Annotated in this window: 15 protein-coding genes; 1 reads left to right on the top strand and 14 read right to left on the bottom strand. The window is 35.7% G+C overall.

Translation table 11 applies throughout. The annotated features are described in order from the left end of the window. Window positions 1-750: 750 nt before the first annotated feature. From WBG07_RS10145 to WBG07_RS10155, 3 genes are all read right to left on the bottom strand, one after another. Window positions 751-1,665: a helix-turn-helix domain-containing protein gene (locus WBG07_RS10145; protein ID WP_340200898.1), complete on the bottom strand. Its 915-nt coding sequence runs from the start codon at window positions 1,663-1,665 to the stop codon at window positions 751-753. 63 nt (window positions 1,666-1,728) lie between these two features. Further along, a complete protein-coding gene (locus tag WBG07_RS10150; protein WP_340200899.1) occupies window positions 1,729-2,748 on the bottom strand; it encodes an NAD(P)-dependent alcohol dehydrogenase in 1,020 nt (339 codons plus the stop codon). Window positions 2,749-2,766: 18 nt separating this feature from the next. Beyond that, window positions 2,767-3,516, bottom strand: coding sequence for a type 1 glutamine amidotransferase domain-containing protein (locus WBG07_RS10155; protein ID WP_340200900.1), 750 nt, complete (start codon window positions 3,514-3,516; stop codon window positions 2,767-2,769). A 362-nt stretch (window positions 3,517-3,878) separates the two neighbouring features. Here WBG07_RS10155 and WBG07_RS10160 point away from each other — a divergent pair, with 362 nt between their 5' ends. Further along, on the top strand, window positions 3,879-4,250 hold the full coding sequence (locus WBG07_RS10160) for a transposase (RefSeq protein WP_340200971.1): 372 nt from the start codon (window positions 3,879-3,881) through the stop codon (window positions 4,248-4,250). 252 nt (window positions 4,251-4,502) lie between these two features. On the opposite strand, the gene WBG07_RS10165 is transcribed toward WBG07_RS10160, so the two are convergent. From WBG07_RS10165 to WBG07_RS10215, 11 genes are all read right to left on the bottom strand, one after another. Beyond that, a complete protein-coding gene (locus WBG07_RS10165) occupies window positions 4,503-4,673 on the bottom strand; it encodes a hypothetical protein (protein ID WP_340200901.1) in 171 nt (56 codons plus the stop codon). A gap of 157 nt (window positions 4,674-4,830) precedes the next feature. Then, on the bottom strand, window positions 4,831-4,992 hold the full coding sequence (locus tag WBG07_RS10170) for a hypothetical protein (RefSeq protein ID WP_340200902.1): 162 nt from the start codon (window positions 4,990-4,992) through the stop codon (window positions 4,831-4,833). 219 nt (window positions 4,993-5,211) lie between these two features. Beyond that, window positions 5,212-7,320, bottom strand: a complete 2,109-nt coding sequence (locus WBG07_RS10175) for a serine hydrolase domain-containing protein (protein WP_340200904.1) — start codon at window positions 7,318-7,320, stop codon at window positions 5,212-5,214. A 72-nt stretch (window positions 7,321-7,392) separates the two neighbouring features. After that, window positions 7,393-8,487 (bottom strand): helix-turn-helix domain-containing protein, encoded by a 1,095-nt coding sequence (locus tag WBG07_RS10180; RefSeq protein WP_340200906.1) that lies wholly within the window; start codon window positions 8,485-8,487, stop codon window positions 7,393-7,395. An 853-nt stretch (window positions 8,488-9,340) separates the two neighbouring features. Further along, complete coding sequence (locus WBG07_RS10185) at window positions 9,341-10,252, bottom strand: endonuclease/exonuclease/phosphatase family protein (RefSeq protein ID WP_340200907.1); 912 nt, start codon at window positions 10,250-10,252, stop codon at window positions 9,341-9,343. Then, window positions 10,249-10,764 (bottom strand): hypothetical protein, encoded by a 516-nt coding sequence (locus tag WBG07_RS10190; protein ID WP_340200909.1) that lies wholly within the window; start codon window positions 10,762-10,764, stop codon window positions 10,249-10,251. The genes WBG07_RS10185 and WBG07_RS10190 overlap by 4 nt, the downstream gene beginning before the upstream one ends. A gap of 598 nt (window positions 10,765-11,362) precedes the next feature. Then, window positions 11,363-12,019, bottom strand: coding sequence for a DMP19 family protein (locus WBG07_RS10195; protein ID WP_340200911.1), 657 nt, complete (start codon window positions 12,017-12,019; stop codon window positions 11,363-11,365). A gap of 850 nt (window positions 12,020-12,869) precedes the next feature. Next, window positions 12,870-13,904, bottom strand: coding sequence for a bestrophin family protein (locus WBG07_RS10200; RefSeq protein ID WP_340200912.1), 1,035 nt, complete (start codon window positions 13,902-13,904; stop codon window positions 12,870-12,872). A 77-nt stretch (window positions 13,905-13,981) separates the two neighbouring features. Further along, complete coding sequence (locus tag WBG07_RS10205) at window positions 13,982-14,803, bottom strand: SDR family oxidoreductase (RefSeq protein WP_340200914.1); 822 nt, start codon at window positions 14,801-14,803, stop codon at window positions 13,982-13,984. Window positions 14,804-14,820: 17 nt separating this feature from the next. After that, a complete protein-coding gene (locus WBG07_RS10210; RefSeq protein ID WP_340200916.1) occupies window positions 14,821-16,416 on the bottom strand; it encodes an aldehyde dehydrogenase family protein in 1,596 nt (531 codons plus the stop codon). A 96-nt stretch (window positions 16,417-16,512) separates the two neighbouring features. Continuing rightward, window positions 16,513-17,415, bottom strand: coding sequence for a helix-turn-helix domain-containing protein (locus WBG07_RS10215; protein ID WP_340200918.1), 903 nt, complete (start codon window positions 17,413-17,415; stop codon window positions 16,513-16,515). Window positions 17,416-17,593: the final 178 nt, after the last annotated feature.

The following is a 17,593-nucleotide window of genomic DNA, read 5'->3' on the forward strand; positions in this document are numbered from 1 at the left end:
TTCTGTTTTTGATGGTAAGAAAAAGTAATTATTTGCAGTTGTATATATTTTGGGCTAAAAAAGCATCTAATGCCTATTTTTATGGTTTTAAAAAAGAAAAGATACCCTTTTATGCCTTTAAATAACGTGAGTTCTATATAACCTGCATAAAATATAGTTTCAAAATTTTTAAATTGTTTTAATCTAACAATCTTATTTTTAGATCATTACTTTCATTTTCTTTGCTCGCACAGGGACGAACGTAAAGAAAACAGCTAGTAGCTGTTTTTAGTGAAGCAGCCAGGCGGCGCGGGGAAACCAAAAGAAAAGACACTTTTTAGTTCATGTCATATCTGTTTTTCTTGAAGGTATTCATGAATCTTCGATTTCCAAGGTATTTTTGTCCAGAAAGTGGACAAAACCACAAGGCTTTCCTAAATTTTAGTTCACTAAGTTCTATTTTCTGTAAAGGAGTTCATGAATTTACATTTCTCCCCCGAAGGATCCTTTAAGTTTGTACTTTATAAAATTACTATGATGATGATGATGATAAAAAGAGGGGTCTGGGGGAGACTCATAACTCTCTTGAATGTTTATAACTTTGGTTTAAAATAAAAAAGAAACACCATATGTTGATATTATGGCTTATGCAGCATAAAAGTGAAAATGAATTTGTTTTATCCATAGAATACAGGGCCTTCATGCTGGGTCGTACCAACCACAGCCTGTCCCGGGAATACGGGGAACGCTTAGATATTGAGTACAGTTGTTTTAATTGAAATTTCTAAACTCGCTTGGGCTAAAACCTGTCTTCGCCTTAAACAAGTTACTGAAATGCTGAGGATACTCAAAACCTAATTCATATCCAACTTGACTAATCGATTTAGTGGAATTGAGTAAGTTGTTTTTTGCTTTGTCTATAATAAATGAATGGATATGTTCCTTGGCTGTCTTGCCTGTTTCTTTCTTGAGCAGGTCACTTAGATAATGGGGGGATAGATTCAGGGCTTTACCGCAATACACCACAGTTGGTATTCCACTCTGTATATGGTTATCTGACTTGTAATAAGAAATGAGTAACTTCTCAAACTTTGAAACGATACCATTATTTAGATTGGTTCGGGTGTAAAACTGTCTATCGTAGAACCGTAAGCAATAATCGAGTAACAACTCAATGTTCGAAATGATCAGATGTTGACTGTGCTGATCTAGGTTTTGACAGTATTCTTTGATTATTTTTTCTACCAGCTCCTCGATAGTTCTTTGCTCATCATCGGATACATGTAGTGCTTCGGTCAATTCGTAATTGAAAAAAGAGTATTGACTAATTTTATCGGATAACTGATGACTTCTGATCAGGTCAGGATGAAAGGCCAGCGTCCATCCTTCAATACCTTCAACGGGTTCAGTCTCAATACCATATTGCATGACCTGACCGGGTGCCGAAAAAATCAAAGTACCTTCTTCATAATCGTATGAGTTTCTCCCATATTTTATCCTGCCACTGTAGCTGGATGATTTTAAGATTATTCGATAGAAACCAATGACTACTTTGACATCTTCAAAAACCTGCGCACCTTCATAGTCCTTTGCTTTAAAAACAGATACTAAGGGGTGCTTGGGCTTTTTCAGTCCCAGCAATTTGTGGGCTTCATGAATTGAATTTATGACCAGTGTTTTCGACATAAAGCATAAGTTGATAACCTAAATATACATTCTTTATTCAAGCCTCCTAACTATTAATTTCATTTAATTATCAATTTGCATCACAAGTTTTCCTTTGCTGCGATTGGACATGCTGGCCTCCATCATTGCATGTAGGGACTTGGTATTTAGTTCAAATGACCGAGGAATGATAATGGGCCTAACGTGCCCGGATTCTACTAATTTTGAAAGCTTTTTCATGTCTTCTGCCACTTCAGGGGGTTTTGTATTAATCCTGAAAAAAGTATAATACGGACCGAGTCCCAATTTGTATTTAAGGTAACGCCAGCTCCAGTTTCGAATAAGTCGCAGGATACTGTCATCACCGTCACCGGCTGTTGTGACATATTTCCCACCCTTTTTGAGTCCGCTTTTCTTGGCCGCTTTCCAAGGATCTAGGCCACCAACCGTATCAAAAATAATATCAAACTCTTGACCTTTAAGAGCTTCAAAAACAGACTCTTCCTTATAATTTATTACTTTATCTGCACCCAACTCTTTTATAAACTCCACTGAGCTGCCGGTTGCCCAAACTTCAGCTGCGCCCATCGCTTTTGCTACTTGAATAGCTATAGAACCTACACCCCCTGAACCCCCATTGATGCATATTTTGTTCCCAGATATAAGATTACCACTCTTCAGCAGACCCTGAACGGCAGTCAAACCTACAGCAGGCAGGGAAGCTGCCTGTATAAAATCGAGGTTTTTTGGGATTCTGTGGGCATTATCTGCACGTATGCGCAGGTACTCTGCAAAACTGCCGGGCATGGTTTCGCCTGGATCGCCATACACTTTATCGCCTATTTTTAGATCCGTTTGGGTACCTTCTGCAATTTTTACAACTGTTCCGCTCGCATCAACACCCACCAGCCCTTTTCGCTGCAGGGGAAAAATCCCTTTGATCATTTTCCAGTCCACAGGGTTGACGGAAGATGCAGCAACCTTAATTAGAATTTCACCCTTACGAGGGGTGGGTACCTGAACATCATCCTTAACCACCAATACCTCATCTGAGGAAGGGGAACCTTTCTTAAGCATTACAGCTGCTTTCATTGTCTTCTTCATTACTTGATTTTTTAGTAGTTAGTTTTCCGATAATGCATCCAGGAGCATTGCTGCCACAAAAAAGCTGCTCTGCTGCTGTTGACCAGTGATCAATCGCCCGTCTCTTATCCCAAAAGCTTCGAATGGACCGGCAGCTTCGAAAGTTGTATCTGGTATTTTTCGTGCTTCGGACTCAATCGTTTCCTCAAAAACTTTTACCCCAACCATTTCATCGCTTATTTTTTCTTCTGCGTCTGAAAAGCCGGTCCATGTTTTGCCTTTAGCCAAAAGTTCTCCGTTACTCAATTTCGTCCAGAGCAATAGGCATGAAGCATGACAAACAGTGGCAACAAATTTACCTTGCTCGTAGAAGTCGCTCACCAATTGATGAAGCTTATCATCATCTTTAAAAGTGATTAATGGAGCGCCACCGCCCGCCAAGAAGACTGCATCATATTCATCCACATTTACGTTTTGGATTGACGGAGTGTTTTCCAGAAGTTGGCTGTATTCTTTGTGATGATTGAAGCCGATGGTTATCAAGTCATCAGGAGCTTGCGTTTGTTCATGCTCCGGATCAGACATAAGGTCATAAGTGACTTTACCACCTTTAGGAGATACCAATTTTACTTTGTGACCAGCTTTAATAAATTCAAAGAAAGGTCGTGTGAACTCTTCTGCGTAGAAGCCTACAGGAAAACCCTTCAGCATCGCGGGGTTCGACACGATCATTAAGATCTTCTTTTTATTTGTAGCATTCACTGCATGCCTTTTCTCTATTTTGCTCATAATACCTATATTTTGAGATTGATAAAATCTAATCAATACTCAAAAGTACATCTGTGCAAATAAGGTTACTAAAGGATTTTAACGAAAGAATAAATGAAACTGCAGAAATGGAATTTACGAAAGTGGATTCTTAATTGAGCTTAAAGGATATCGGAGATCGATTGTCCAGAAGCTTGTGGCGATCAGGCTTCAAATTAGAAAACGTGCTAGCCGATACTGGCTAATCCAGTGGAGAGAACTACGCCTATCTAGAGCAGAAAGGTATTAACAGTTACATTCCACCGCATGGAACGTATAAGGGCGGACCAGATGGCTTTGTCTATGTAAAAGAACAAGATTATTACCTCTGTCCTAATAACGAAATCGTACCCTTCAAAAAGGTATTTAATGATTATCGTACTGGGACAAAGAAAAAAGAATACCGCATATCGAGTAAAATATGCAGTCATTGTCCGTTAGCGAGTAGTTGTCTAGGAAAAACGGCTAAAGAGAAGAAATTTAGCGTGACTTATTACCGGGATGAATACGAGCGAAATAATGAACGCTTACAGGCACAAAAAGGCAAAAGAATGAAAGCAAAAAGGCAGGCGACTGTGGAGCCCGTCTTCGGAACAATCACTCAATTTATGGGACTAAGAAAGATCAATACGATAGGAATAAAACAAGCCAACAAAGTGATGCACCTTTCAGCTATGGCATATAACCCTTCGACGAAATGCTCAGGGCAAGCTTGAAGAAATACTTAAAATTCACTCAAAATAAGGTGAAAAGTGGGGTGGGAATGAAACCTTCCCTTTTATAAAATGATAAAATCAGTACTTCCAAACTGTTTTTCCGCCTATTTAAGCCCTATTAATTTGACGCTCTAACAATAAAGTAAAATAAAAAAGCCCTTCGTCCCCAAGTCTCAGGAGGCTTGAAATGATCATTTTTATCATAAATTATTGGCTTGTGTAACGACTACTAGTGTTGCCATTTCGTTGTTTTTATTCCGACTTGTTTTTCAAATCACTATAACCCTTAATTGCAATACCAGCACTGGCTATTGAGCCGAATATTCCAATTATATTGTTTCCAGAAAAAATTAAAAATATTCCTGCGATGAGTCCAATTATTCCAAGAGTTAATCCAGTTTTAGCTCTGTTGTTTTTTACCATTTTTTAATTTTAAGTTCCTTTTGAGTTAGTAATTCCGTAATTGGCTAAATTCCGACAAAGCTCCGTTTTTTATATTATTCAATTCAGATTACGATTCCGCTAAATTGTTAAAAATCTGTCGTGGCTTTCATTCAATATTTGAGTGAGAATTCAGAATTTAATTAGATTTTTTTATTAGCGCCTGAGCAAAATAAGGTTGTCCGCCGAGTGTACCAGAAACTCCTCCTTGCAAAATCCAACCTTCATTTATTCTTGATTGAACTTCATCGACAAGTTTCTTATTACTACTTACTCCAGCTACCATATATTGTGTATCCATATTTGTTTTTTTTATATTCTTAGTTTTGTTTGAGTTCCGCCAATGAATGGTAATGGTGGTTGTATGAAGCGGACGACCAAAGTGAGTCTGATTTCATAAAACATGTTAGCACCAGTTATTCATTCGGTAATTTCAAAAAAATCTTGTTCTGCGATTTTGGACTATGTAAAACTTGTACTAAAAAAATGAAAAATATAGGCAATTTGATTAACTTTCATATCATTTAATCTCTTCCAATACTTGGTTAGAAAGCTCGTTTCCATTTTCATCAATATAAACGAACCATACATTTTTTGTACAAGTCCTATCCAATACTTTTGTGTTTGAACTGCATTCTTGAATGGTTCCTTTTACTAAATAGCCCAAATTTGTTTTTTCAATAGCATAACCATATTCATTGAAAAAATCTCCATATACATTTTGCCATATTTTTTTTCCTTTTTTATCTGTCTTAACCACAAACATGTCATAGTTTCCTTTTCCGTATGAACTTGTGGAACCTACTATAACATAACCGTCATCTGTTGCCATAATAGAGCTTGCCTTATCGTAGCTTTTTCCGCCGAACTGTTGTGACCAAATCTCGTTACCATTAGGATAATTTTCTGTTAATAGGATTTGTGATGAATTCCCGTCTTTTGAATGAATAGTTGTAACCTTTATCGAACCATTGTCGGTAAGAATTTTGGGCTGAAACTGCAAGTTAGTTTTTTTGATGAATTTATTATTTAATATCCTATTTGTTGTTAGAAGTATGCCTTTAACTCTATTAAATTGATCGCGCTCTATTTTTAGGATGTAGTCAAAGACTAAAAGCTCATTTTTATTTAGCAATTCTAAATCTTGTGCTTCATCCCAACCATGCATTGAAATAGATAGTTTTTCATTCAAATAGTTTATAGTGAATTGCACATCTAATTCATTGCTGTAATACTGGCCAATATAACTTTCTATGTCAGTAAGTGTTACTTCTTCATTTAGAATCTTTGAGTATATACTTGATTTTCCTGAAGGATAAAATAGAATCATTTCATCATTGAAAAATCCTATCTTAATTTTATTGTCATAAGATATACTATATAGATTTTGTGCTTCTTGAACAAGTTCAATCGGGTTGTTATTACCATTTCTCCAAGTAAACTTTCCTTCTTTTTCTTCAATCCTAATTAGGTAGTTTTCTGGAGATAAATATTGGCCAATCAGTTGAGATTTTTGTAACTTATTCGAAATCCTTTCTAATTGTTTATCATATGAAACTTTAGTTTCTTTTTTAGGGAGAAGAGTGCTAGCTATTTCATCGGCAATAGCACCACTCCATAGATTGCTATTATTACTCATTACAAATACCGATAATTTTTCTTCTGGAAACCTTATCGTTTGAGAATGATAAGAACCTGTACCACCAGAATGATGAACAGACTTATAGTTTAATCTATTTTCCATTTCTAATCCAAATCCATAACTCGTAATCTCACTATTAGGTATTGGTTTCTGACTCTTAATTAGTAGCATGTTATTGTCGATTTGAGCATTTTGTATCGCTTGCTCAAAAATCAACTGATCTTTCAACGTTGTAAATAGAAATCCATCTCCATACAAATTGGTTATCATAGGATATTGTTGCCAAACTCCATCTCCCCAATCTGAGTAAGGAAATGCTTGATTGGGGATAGGCTTCATATAGTTTTTTAAAAATGTTGTACTGTTCATGCCCAATTCTTTGAAAAAGTTTTCAGAGTAATCATGAAAATTTTCACCGGTGACTTCGGTTATAATTTTGGTGAGTAATGTATATCCAGAATTGCTATACATATATCTAGATCCAGGTGTAAAAGCCAAATCTTGTTGTTTTTCGAGTAATGCGATAGCATCATCGTTATCAAGCCCTTCCCTTCTCCACCAAGGATCTTGCTGAATGCTCATTAAGTCATAAAAATCTCTTATTCCACTCGAATGATTGATTAGATGTCTAATTTTGATTTCATTCTTTACATTGGGATAAAGTTTAGGCAAGTACTTTCTAATGTCGTCTTCTAAACTCAATTTTTTCTTTAAGGATAACTCCAATATCATTAAGGCCGTAAATTGTTTTGCCGTTGATGCTATATTGGAACGCGAATTTTCATTGATTTTCACTTGATGTTGTAGACTGGCTAAACCTTGGTATTTCTCATAAATAATTTCACCATTCTGGACAACTCCTACGAACAAGCCAGGCTCATTGTCTAATAACTTTGATTGGACAATCGAATCGATTAACCTCAGTTGTTGTTGTCCATATGTCGAAATCGAAAGGAATAAAACGAACACAGTAATCATTTTTTGCATAACTTACTTTTTTGGTCAAAAGTAATGTGAACATTGGATACAAGAGATTCATATGATCATTTGAACCAAGTTTTATAGGTTATTTTTACTTATATACTGCTTAGGAGTCATCTTTGTAAACTTTTTAAAGGCTCTGTTGAATGTGGTTTTAGAATTAAAACCACATTCAATTGAAATTCCTAGCATTGTTTTCTTGATATGATCACCCTGTTCTAACTTTCGTGTGACTGCTTCAACACGCTTGTTGTTTACAAAATCATTGAAATTCATTTTAAATCTTTGGTTGATAACATTTGAAACAACATTGCGATTAGTATTCAATCGGAGAGCAACAGCAGTTAAGGTTAAAGTTGGATCTGAATAAACTTTATGTTCATCAAAAAGTGAGATTATCTTAACAGACCAAAGTTCATCCTTAACTATATCGTCCTCATTAATCGTTGCATTGCTTTCAAATTTGGCTGGTTCTTGACGATTAAGAATTTGATTAAATGGAAATTTGATAGGGTTACTTACCGAGTGTGTGTATCCAGTAAATGCTATATACAGAAAGAGTATTGAAAAACACAGATAATACCAATATTTGCTGCCGAATTCACCCCATTCAGGATTTAAGATAAAAAACAGTACTCGAAGCACAAGAATAAGACCAAACGCCAACATAAAACGTTCAACCCACTTGTATGATATTTCATCTGCATAGCTTACTTCTTGATTTGAAACCTTTCTATAATTCCAATAATACCTTAGACTCAGTCCTAGGTAGAATAGCATTGAGATCAGACCTGCCATTTGATACCAAAAATCTAAATCCTTATCTTTACCATCTGCATAAAAATAAAATTCCTCTAAGATCCATTTATCAGCTATAAAAACTACTAAGCTGTACAAAAGATAGAATACAGCTGGCATAAAGTGGATAACCGCTTTTCTTGGAAGTTTAAATTCACTATTTAATAGGCTTTGTGTGTATAAGTAGATTACCGGACCAATAAGCAGCAACTGTTGAAATGGCACGAAAAATAAGAATTCTCTATAACTTTTTATGGAATACCATCCTGCATAGCCCAGCATAAATGGGCAAATATATAGGCTACATAAGAATAGGAATAAGGCTAACCATTTACTCTCTTGTCTATTTTGATTAATACCTTTAATTAATAGCAAAACTGAAAAGATTAGAGCATTGAAGAAGAATATAAGCAGTATAGAACTTTTATGATTATAGTCAAAAAACAGTATGTTATCCAAATTCCTAAATTTTTAATAATTGTCTACGTTTCATTAATAAAATTCATGTAATAGAAATATCAACTATTAATGTACGGGCTCATATTTTAATTGGTGCTAATGTGTTCGTGAATGGTTTTGATGCGTTGAGACTAAGATAGCAAAAAGGAAAGAACCCATTGTTCAGCAGCTAGGAATTTCCGAAGGGGATTTCAGACGCAATGAACTATATACCTTGTGCCTGTTGCACAACTATTGTTTAAAGATGGGAAAAATCGTATTTTAGGTATGCAAGGCAAGACTTGTGCTGAGTTTACCGAAGTAAGAAATACCAAGAAAAGCTGTTTACTGATTTTGAGTTAAGTGAGCGCATCCCTCCAAACAACTTTTACCGTCGTCTGAAAGAAGCTACCGATCTTAATTTTCTCTACCCACTCACCAAAGGTTTTTGTGGAAGTAGCGACCATATTGAAATTAGACAGGTGAATAAATGCATGCAACAATCCGCTATTGCTTATAACCCTTCGACAAAATGCTCAGGGCAAGTTTGAAAAAATACTTGAAATTCACTCAAAATAAAGTACAAAGTGGGGCGAGAAGCCTCCACTTTGTGCAAATTATAAAATCAGGGCTTCAGGGCTTTTTTTGGCTCTATTTAAAGCCACTAAATATGGCTTTCCATTAAGACCAATGTATTCAAAAAGACCTTTAGTGGGGCTTAAAATAAGAAAGATTTTTGCAAATTATTGGCTTGTGCAACTACTACCGTTGTTGCCCACTAGCTTTCTACTTATATTTTGTTCAGATTTACCCAATAAAGATAATGGTCAGAAATATCCCAACTTTCGATTGGTGCTAACATTCCAGACTGTATTTCAAAATTACTTTTATCTGTAAAAATATAATCCAATACTGAACCAGTAATAAATGTACCAGAGTTCAAAATAGCTTCGCTTTCGGTTTGGCTTATTTCTTCAAGACTATTGTTGAACTCTTCATCTAATCTGGATATGAAATCAGTTCCTCCAATAAAAGGAATGTTTAAATCCCCAGTAAATATATACGGTATACTTTCTTGATTTACGAAGCTTTTTATTCTATCTATTTGATTATTCTTTTCTTGATCAGTACTTCCAGATTCAAAATGCGAGTTTAATATTACAATTTCTGTTTCGTTATTTAATTTAATTGTGGCTTTTAAAGCACGATTTTGATTGTAATAATCGATATAACGTATTCTTGGGTTTTCTAAATCAATTATTTCATATTTTGATAAAATAGCATTTCCCCAATAACCATTGATAAGAAGATTATTTCCATTTTGAAAAGATCTAGCCGCTCCATATGCAAAATTCATATTTGTTTTTTGTGCGAGATATTCTGCTTGATTTTGTACAACTGTTATGTCTAAATCAAGACCAACCTCTTGTAATGAAACTATATCTAAATCTAAGGAATTTATTAAGTCAGCTATCCGATCTAATTGCTCATAACTTCCGCCTATTTCGGTAGAAAACGGGTCGCAAGTTTGACAATAACCAAATTTAATATTGAATGTAGCAATTGATAATTCACCAGAAAATTCATTTTGTGTAATTCCATTGTTTTTAAAGAAAAATACATTTTCTTGTTCTTTTTCAAGGATAGAGAAATCTTCACAAGAAATAAAGATTAAAAGACAAACGAACATTAGTTTTTTCATAGCCTATAATTTACTCCTAATGAAATTAATCCAGCGAATCCCCATTTATTTTTAGGTGAATTTGTGTCAAAATTAAACTCTCTAATTTCAACTAAAGAGCCTAAACCTATGTTACTTTTTAAAGATAGATTTTTGAGAATTAGATAATCAAACCCATAACCAAATGTAATCTGAAAAGTACTTGTTTGAGTTTCAGCATTTCCTACAGATATTGAGTTTTTGAAGTAATTAATACTACTTATAAAGTGAAAATTAAATTCATTATCTCTATACTCATTTGGAAAAAATAAAAAGTCGCTTTTTATTCCAAAGACACTTTCGTTATTTACAAAACTTGAACCAATCAGTATTCCTGCTTGCAATTTGATTTTATTCAAATTTATTCCAACTGAAGGGTATGCAAACACAGCTTTAGTTGTGGAAACACCTTCAAGTCCTACATAATACTTACTTTTTTCCTGAGCACTGGAAATTAATGACACAAATAATATTATTAAAAAAATGTTTTTCATTTTTTGAGTTGTCTTTTTTCAAGCTTGTGGGCAATGTCTTGTGTATGAAACGTAGCGTGTAAAAAGACGCGAATTTTTATATTTTGTTTTTAACTTATCATTCTTAAAAGCCAAATTTAAAAATTTGGCGGTCTTTGCAATAAACACATACCTCTCGGGAAGCCTTTACTAGCTATGTTTTATACATGTTGTGCCTGTTGCACAACTATTGCCTAAAGATAGGAAAAATCGTATTTTTAGTTATGAAAGGCAAGACTTGTGCTGAGTTTATCGAAGTAACCATTGGAATTAGGCAGGCTAATAAGTGCATGCAACTATCCCCTATTACTTATAACCCTTCAACAAAATGCTCAGGACAGGCTTAAAGAAATACTTAAAATTCACTCAAAATAAGGTGAAAAGCAGGATGAGAAGCCTCCACTTTGTTCAAATTATAAAATCAGGGCTTCAGGGCTTTTTTTGGCTCTATTTAAAGCCACTAAATAGGGCTTCCCATTAAGGCCAATGTATTCAAAAAGACCTTTAATAGGATTTTAAATAAGAAAGATTTTTGCAACTTATTGGCTTGTGCAACGACTACTATTGTTAGCCACTGTGTTTACTCCGTTATAAATTCGTCTTTATTTTCTCTAATGTACTTTATTCTTAATTCTCCTATTTTCTCTGAATCATAAAGGTTATAAAATTCCGTGTCCAAATCGTTCAAAGGATTGTCTTTATATGATTCGCTAAAACTTTCCATAGTTCCATCGTCAAATTCCGCAAGTCTCTTTTTGTTTTCGGAATAGATTTTATTCGCTCGTTTTGTTAATTCCGCAAACTTTTCAGCTCCAATTGTCATAAATCCGACTTCCGCCATTTCCGCATATTGTCCACTCGAATTAAAATAAAATTGGTTAAATCCACCATTATTGACTTCTCCTTCGATTATCCAAGTTGCGAAAAAGGCTTGCTGTCCTTTCGAAAGTTTTTTGACATTTTTTAATTCATTTTCGTAGTCATCTCCGATAATCTCGTAAATGTTGTCAAAAATTGTTTGTTCAAGTTTGTCATCAGAAATTGAGTCCAAAATGCCAGCTGTCAATTCCTTATAGATTTTGCGATTTTTGAATTCATCAATACTATTTTTGGTCTGTTCAAGAAACTGCTCAAATTCAGCATCTTCTTTTGTTTTTTCGGGTTCATTTTTCCCTTTGCAACCGAATAAATTTAGTATAGAAGTTAAAATCATTATAGTTAAAATCTTTTTGCTCATTGATTGGCTTATATTGTGTCTAACTTGTTTGTGTATGATTTCGGCAAGGTTTGGTTAGTTTTGCGCCAATCGCTGTGCTTCCAATGGGTTGATGCGTTTGGGTAAGCACTTTGGACGGCGAGTAAAACTGACCTTGTCTTAACAGTTTCAGGTTATCCTGAAGTTTAAATGTAGTAAAATTTATCTAGCGAATGATTCCGCTTGACGAATTATACATGTTGTATTACACCGTATTTTTTTAGATTCAGGAATTTTGGATAACTCGGACCAGAACTAACACCACTCCAGCAATAAATATCGAGGTAAAAATAAGTTTGTTGTGTCTTGCTAACCAATTCGGAAGGAAAATATCAAAATTATCTTTTGTCGAATCAGAATATTTTCGGGCGATTATAGTCAGAGGGCAGAACATTTTGAAGATCAACAAAACAATTCCCTCGCTTACGATTAATCCAATTCCAACCCATGTGAAAGTATTAACTCGATTAGTTATTCCGGAATATAAAACGTAAAATATTACAAAGACAAAAAAAATCCAGATTGCCGTGTGGATCAACTTTATTGCAAAAAGTTTGTTCTCTGGATTCATACTTTCATATTTCAGGACGTGTCAATATGGTGTATAACGGTCAAGTAAAAAGCATTAGCGGATTAAAACGCACCAACTGTTCGGAAAGCAATTTACTTTATTAGATACAAAAACGCCTAGAAATTACTCCCAAAACCCTATTGCTTTTATACAATGTTGTATGCTGGCTTCTTTAATTCTGATTAGCCTTAGAGATGATGAGAAAGCTCTTTGCAACCATAAGAACGAGGATTGCAATGTACTTTGATAGCGAGGACAAATCTACATCAACACCCCATTTTTTGCTTCTACATTTGGTGGCAAATCTGATTCGCCAAGCATTTCTCTAAGGTCTATTTCGATTACTCTACACAGGGACATCATAGGAATATCATTTGCCATACCTTGAAATGGGTTTTCTGTGTAATCGCCTACTACCTCCATCATAACATATACCCAACCTATCAATGCAGTAATTGGAATAGAAAGCCATATGCCCCAATCGCCCAACTTCATCAACTCTGGTATCATACTAAATGGTAAAAGCAAAATGAATATTCCCACAAAATACCTACTCATATTGGCATATTGACGTGGTAACGGGAACTTTTTAATGCGCTCATTCTTGCCTTGCAGTTCGTAAAAACTTCTAAGGATATTACCCATTTCCATGTGACGAAAGTCGTCTATAAAATCTTGCGCTCTTAGCTTGACTAAGTCTCTTGATTGTTCATTAATTATTTGAGTTGCCGTGTTGACCTTGGAAATTAGCCTGTCGTGTTCTTCGGTGGTTAAAAATAATTTAAGCTCCGTTCTTGTGATTTCATCGTCCAACAGCCCTACACCGAATTTTTTCTGATACATTTTAGCGGTTCTTGTAGTATGCCCACCTTGACTGATATGCTCCCAAGCTGTGGCAACCAAAAGTTGACTTCTATGGGCATAAAGCCAAGCGATGTGCCTGTATATTAATCGTTTTTTAATTTGTTGGATTTCCGATTCACTTACCTTCTTTTCTTTGAAAAGGTTGGTTACGTATCCATCCACCATCATTCCCCAAGTACGACTGTCATTGACGATCCCACCCCAAATTTTGCGAGCCTCCCACATTCTATCGTAAGCCTGATTATTTTTAAAACCTACATAAAATGCCACTGCTGTACCAATAACAGAAACAGGTAGCCAGGGAATGTTTAGTGAAATAATTTCCAAGTAATATAAAGAAGCAATGGTAGCCATTAAAGACAACAACCATAAGACATGGTGTCCAGTCCAAGTGACCAAGCTACTAAAATTTATGCCTTTGGTTACAATCATAATTATTTTAAGTAATCTCTTTTAAAATATACTCAACAGTTTTGGCTATGAACAACACACTTCATATTGATTCTTAACTACAATCCCATTTGTTGCTTCATCAAGGCCATATATGCTGTGTCATCCATTTGTTTTCTCGCTGCGATAAGCTGTTCAGCGTCTGGACCCACGATATACCTCAATTGGTTTTTACTATCGGTAGCAGCTTCAAATATCTTTTCAGCAACAATTATAGGTTCAGAACTGTTACTTCCTGACTGTTGCATACCTTTCATGGCCTTTTGAAGAAATTCACCATACTCTGTCATGCTTTGGTCTATGTTCAAGCCCTGTATTAACGTATCTTCAAAATTGGTGTTAATCATACCTGGCTCAATCATTTTCACTTTAATACCAATGGCTTCTAATTCAAAAGACAAAGCTTCTGATAACCCTTCAACTGCAAACTTAGAACCGTGATAAAGCGTACCCAACGGAAAAGTTATCTTACCACCCATTGAAGAAATATTGATGATTGTTCCTTCTCCTGCTTTACGCATATGTGGAATGACATTCTTAGAAACCAACAAAGTCCCAATTACATTGACATCAAACTGCATTCGGATTGCATTTTTGGGAGTAGCTTCTAAAATACCGTAAGAACCATAACCCGCATTGTTTAGCAAAACATCAATTTTCCCAAACCGCTCAACCGTTTTTGTTACAGCATCTTTAATAGTATCTTCTTTGGTAACATCCAATGCTACGACAAATACATTCTCCAATGCCTTTAATTCAGTGTCTTGCTCAGGGTTTAAGCGGACAGTAGCAGCTACGTTCCATCCTTTTTTCTGAAAGTATTTTGCAGTTACACGACCTATTCCGGTGCTGCATCCTGTGATTAATATTGTCTTATTCATGTTATTGTGATTTTTAATTAAAAGTCTTTTCCCTTTAGGTTGTCAATTGTCATTTGTCCTGCCAACTTCAAAAAATGTCCCCAGCTTTGGTCGGTATTGAAATAAGCCACATTTTCAACCAAATGCTCTACCCGCTTTCTATTCGTTAATTCAAAACTGGTGGCATTAAAATCATTGATCAGGACAGATTTTTTGACATTTTCGAAGTTCAACGGATTTCCAAAATTTCCCACACCAGAGATAAAATCAGCAATTGTCTCTCCACAGCCTCCCCAGGTTAAATAGCCATTTAGCCAGATATTGGGTGGAATATCATTAACAGCAATACCTCCGTAATCGAGCTCTCGTATTGCCTGATGAACTCTTGCTTCGTTAGCCTTAAACGTATTGTTGTCTACTAATATCATACAGCCCAAGGAACCAAGTAATTTGTTGTTACAAAAGTCAGTTGCCTTGGTGAAGAAATCATCGGTATCTGTGGAAGTGTCTAAAGGAATCTCACCGAATATTTGACAGAATGCTTCGTTCTTGATGGCAAAATCAGCTTCGGAAAGGTTAGGAATAAGCACATAGTCGCTTTTGTTATACTTCGCATTTTCGGGCTTTAAGATTTCAGCCGAAGGTTGATGCTGAAGAAATGCTTCACTGGTTTGTTCCACACCTGGGTAATACGAACAGCAGGCAAATGTTTCTTCGGAAATTGCTATACGCAGTTCGTTTAGGAATTGTTCTCGTTGATCCCAGTTTTTTGAAGTAATAATGGTTTGAGGTCTTCCGCAGATGGCACCTCCATTCAGTTTACCCGCTGAAACTATTTGAATAGCCTGCCTTTTTATGTCTTTTTCTGACCATTTACCGGGTACAATGATGCAAGGATTGTTACCACCACATTCGGCAACCAAAGGAGCTTTTGCTGCATTTTGAATGGCGTGCGCCACTTCTGTAGAACCAGTGAAATAGATGGAATGCAGACCCTCAAGCTGAGACAGTGCCCTGCCCTGGTCAGCATCACAAAAAGCAAGGGCTCTGCACTCAATTAGCGGTGCGAAGACTTTTTCCCAAATCACATCAGTTGCTTCATTCAATTGATGGGGTTTATGCACAACGGCCTTGTTTTCTAAAAAAAGTGCCATTGCCATTTCAATGGAAGAACTGTAATTTCCAGCACCGGAGATGGCTATTACTCCAGCAGGTTTGTCCAGGGGGTTTATTTGAGTGGGCTTTCCCTCAATATGTAGGTATCCCTTTTGTTTTCCTGCTGCCAACTTGTCTTTTGAATGTATTGGAAACACATGGGCTTCAAATAGATTATTATCGATTTCCTTAATAGAAATGGGTTGAGGCATTTTCCCTTTTAGGAGACTCTCAAACAGTTTAGTGATTCCCATGAGCGTATTGGCCATGGGCATTACCGTACCACCCATTCCTTCTGCTTTACTTACTGCATTTTGACCTATCAGGTCGTTTTTCATCATTGCGTCTGTTTCCCCAAGTGAATTCGCATGCGTTTTTAAGTTTTGTTGAATTTTCTTCAGTAAGGATAATTTTTCTCTAATTGATGTTTTTGCCCAGTGCTTTGGGTCTAATTGGTTATAAGCTTCTTGTGCTGTCATTGTATTGAGATTAAATTTTAATTACAATACAAAGTTGTGGCGATTGGCTGGTTTGAACTTGCACTAAATGCGGGAGTACTAACACAAAATGCAGAATCAATTCAGATTGCGGTATTCAACAGGTGTATGCCCGGTTTTAGACTTGAATAATCGGGTAAAATAATGAGGATAGTTAAAGCCCAATTCATAGGCTATTTCACTAACCGAATGATCAGATGACAATAATCTGTTTTTTGCCAGCTCAATAACATAATCATTGATATGATCTTTGGGTGTTCTACCTGTTTCTTTCTTAACAAGGTCACTGAAATAATGAGGTGATAGATGAGCGATTTCAGCAAAGTATTGAATACTGGGCATTCCTAAATCAAGGATTTTTGGAGATCGAAAATATTCTTTAAGCGCTCTTTCGAATACTACAATTACATCTCTGCTCTGACTTACACGGGTATTGAATTGCCTTTCGTAGTACCTGAGGCTATAATTTAGAAGTAGTTCGATATTGGAAACAATCACTCGCTGGCTGTGATTATCAATGCGCTGCTGGTACTCGTTTTTTATTTGATTAACAGTCGTATTCATGGTTCTTTCTTCGTCTTCCGATAAATGCAGTGCTTCAATCACATCATAATTGAAAAACGAGTAGTCATCAATTTGACTACTTAAGTGTGAGTTGCGTATCAAATCTGGGTGAAAAAAAAGCATCCAGCCTTTGATTTCTCCGGGTTTATAAGGTTTGGTAAAGGTGTACAACTGACCAGGAGCGGTAAAGATCATTACCCCTTCATCAAAGTCAAAAGAATTTCTGCCATACTCTATACCGCAGCTTTGGTCCTTCAGCGACACCATATAGAAGTCATAAATTACTTTTGTGTTTACTTGTTCTTCCGTTACTTGGGTTTTAGATACATCTACTAATGAAATAAGCGGATGCTGGGGCTTTGGCAACCCTAGCAAACTATGCAAATGACTTATTGAACCTATTTTATATACAGACATTACTTGTCAAGTTAATTATTTTTAAAACTCGTCTCAAATGTATATTACTTGATTTTATTACGCTTACACAAAACGCTGATTTGGTAACACAGAAAAAGGAATTTCTTTTGTTGGGTCTGCTCAAAAGAGGAATGTGTGCGATAGTACTCTTTGCTCTTATGGGTTTTGTCTTTAGCTT

The organism is Ascidiimonas meishanensis, assembly GCF_037782385.1.
GTDB lineage: Bacteria > Bacteroidota > Bacteroidia > Flavobacteriales > Flavobacteriaceae > Ascidiimonas > Ascidiimonas meishanensis.

Bases quoted from the DNA above. Each gene is read 5' to 3' on its own strand.
- WBG07_RS10175 (WP_340200904.1), bottom strand. From the start codon at position 7,320: ATGCAAAAAATGATTACTGTGTTCGTTTTATTCCTTTCGATTTCGACA.
- WBG07_RS10165 (WP_340200901.1), bottom strand. From the start codon at position 4,673: ATGGTAAAAAACAACAGAGCTAAAACTGGATTAACTCTTGGAATAATT.
- WBG07_RS10145 (WP_340200898.1), bottom strand. From the start codon at position 1,665: ATGTCGAAAACACTGGTCATAAATTCAATTCATGAAGCCCACAAATTG.
- WBG07_RS10155 (WP_340200900.1), bottom strand. From the start codon at position 3,516: ATGAGCAAAATAGAGAAAAGGCATGCAGTGAATGCTACAAATAAAAAG.
- WBG07_RS10150 (WP_340200899.1), bottom strand. From the start codon at position 2,748: ATGAAGAAGACAATGAAAGCAGCTGTAATGCTTAAGAAAGGTTCCCCT.
- WBG07_RS10185 (WP_340200907.1), bottom strand. From the start codon at position 10,252: ATGAAAAAACTAATGTTCGTTTGTCTTTTAATCTTTATTTCTTGTGAA.
- WBG07_RS10170 (WP_340200902.1), bottom strand. From the start codon at position 4,992: ATGGATACACAATATATGGTAGCTGGAGTAAGTAGTAATAAGAAACTT.
- WBG07_RS10205 (WP_340200914.1), bottom strand. From the start codon at position 14,803: ATGAATAAGACAATATTAATCACAGGATGCAGCACCGGAATAGGTCGT.
- WBG07_RS10190 (WP_340200909.1), bottom strand. From the start codon at position 10,764: ATGAAAAACATTTTTTTAATAATATTATTTGTGTCATTAATTTCCAGT.
- WBG07_RS10195 (WP_340200911.1), bottom strand. From the start codon at position 12,019: ATGAGCAAAAAGATTTTAACTATAATGATTTTAACTTCTATACTAAAT.
- WBG07_RS10200 (WP_340200912.1), bottom strand. From the start codon at position 13,904: ATGATTGTAACCAAAGGCATAAATTTTAGTAGCTTGGTCACTTGGACT.
- WBG07_RS10215 (WP_340200918.1), bottom strand. From the start codon at position 17,415: ATGTCTGTATATAAAATAGGTTCAATAAGTCATTTGCATAGTTTGCTA.
- WBG07_RS10210 (WP_340200916.1), bottom strand. From the start codon at position 16,416: ATGACAGCACAAGAAGCTTATAACCAATTAGACCCAAAGCACTGGGCA.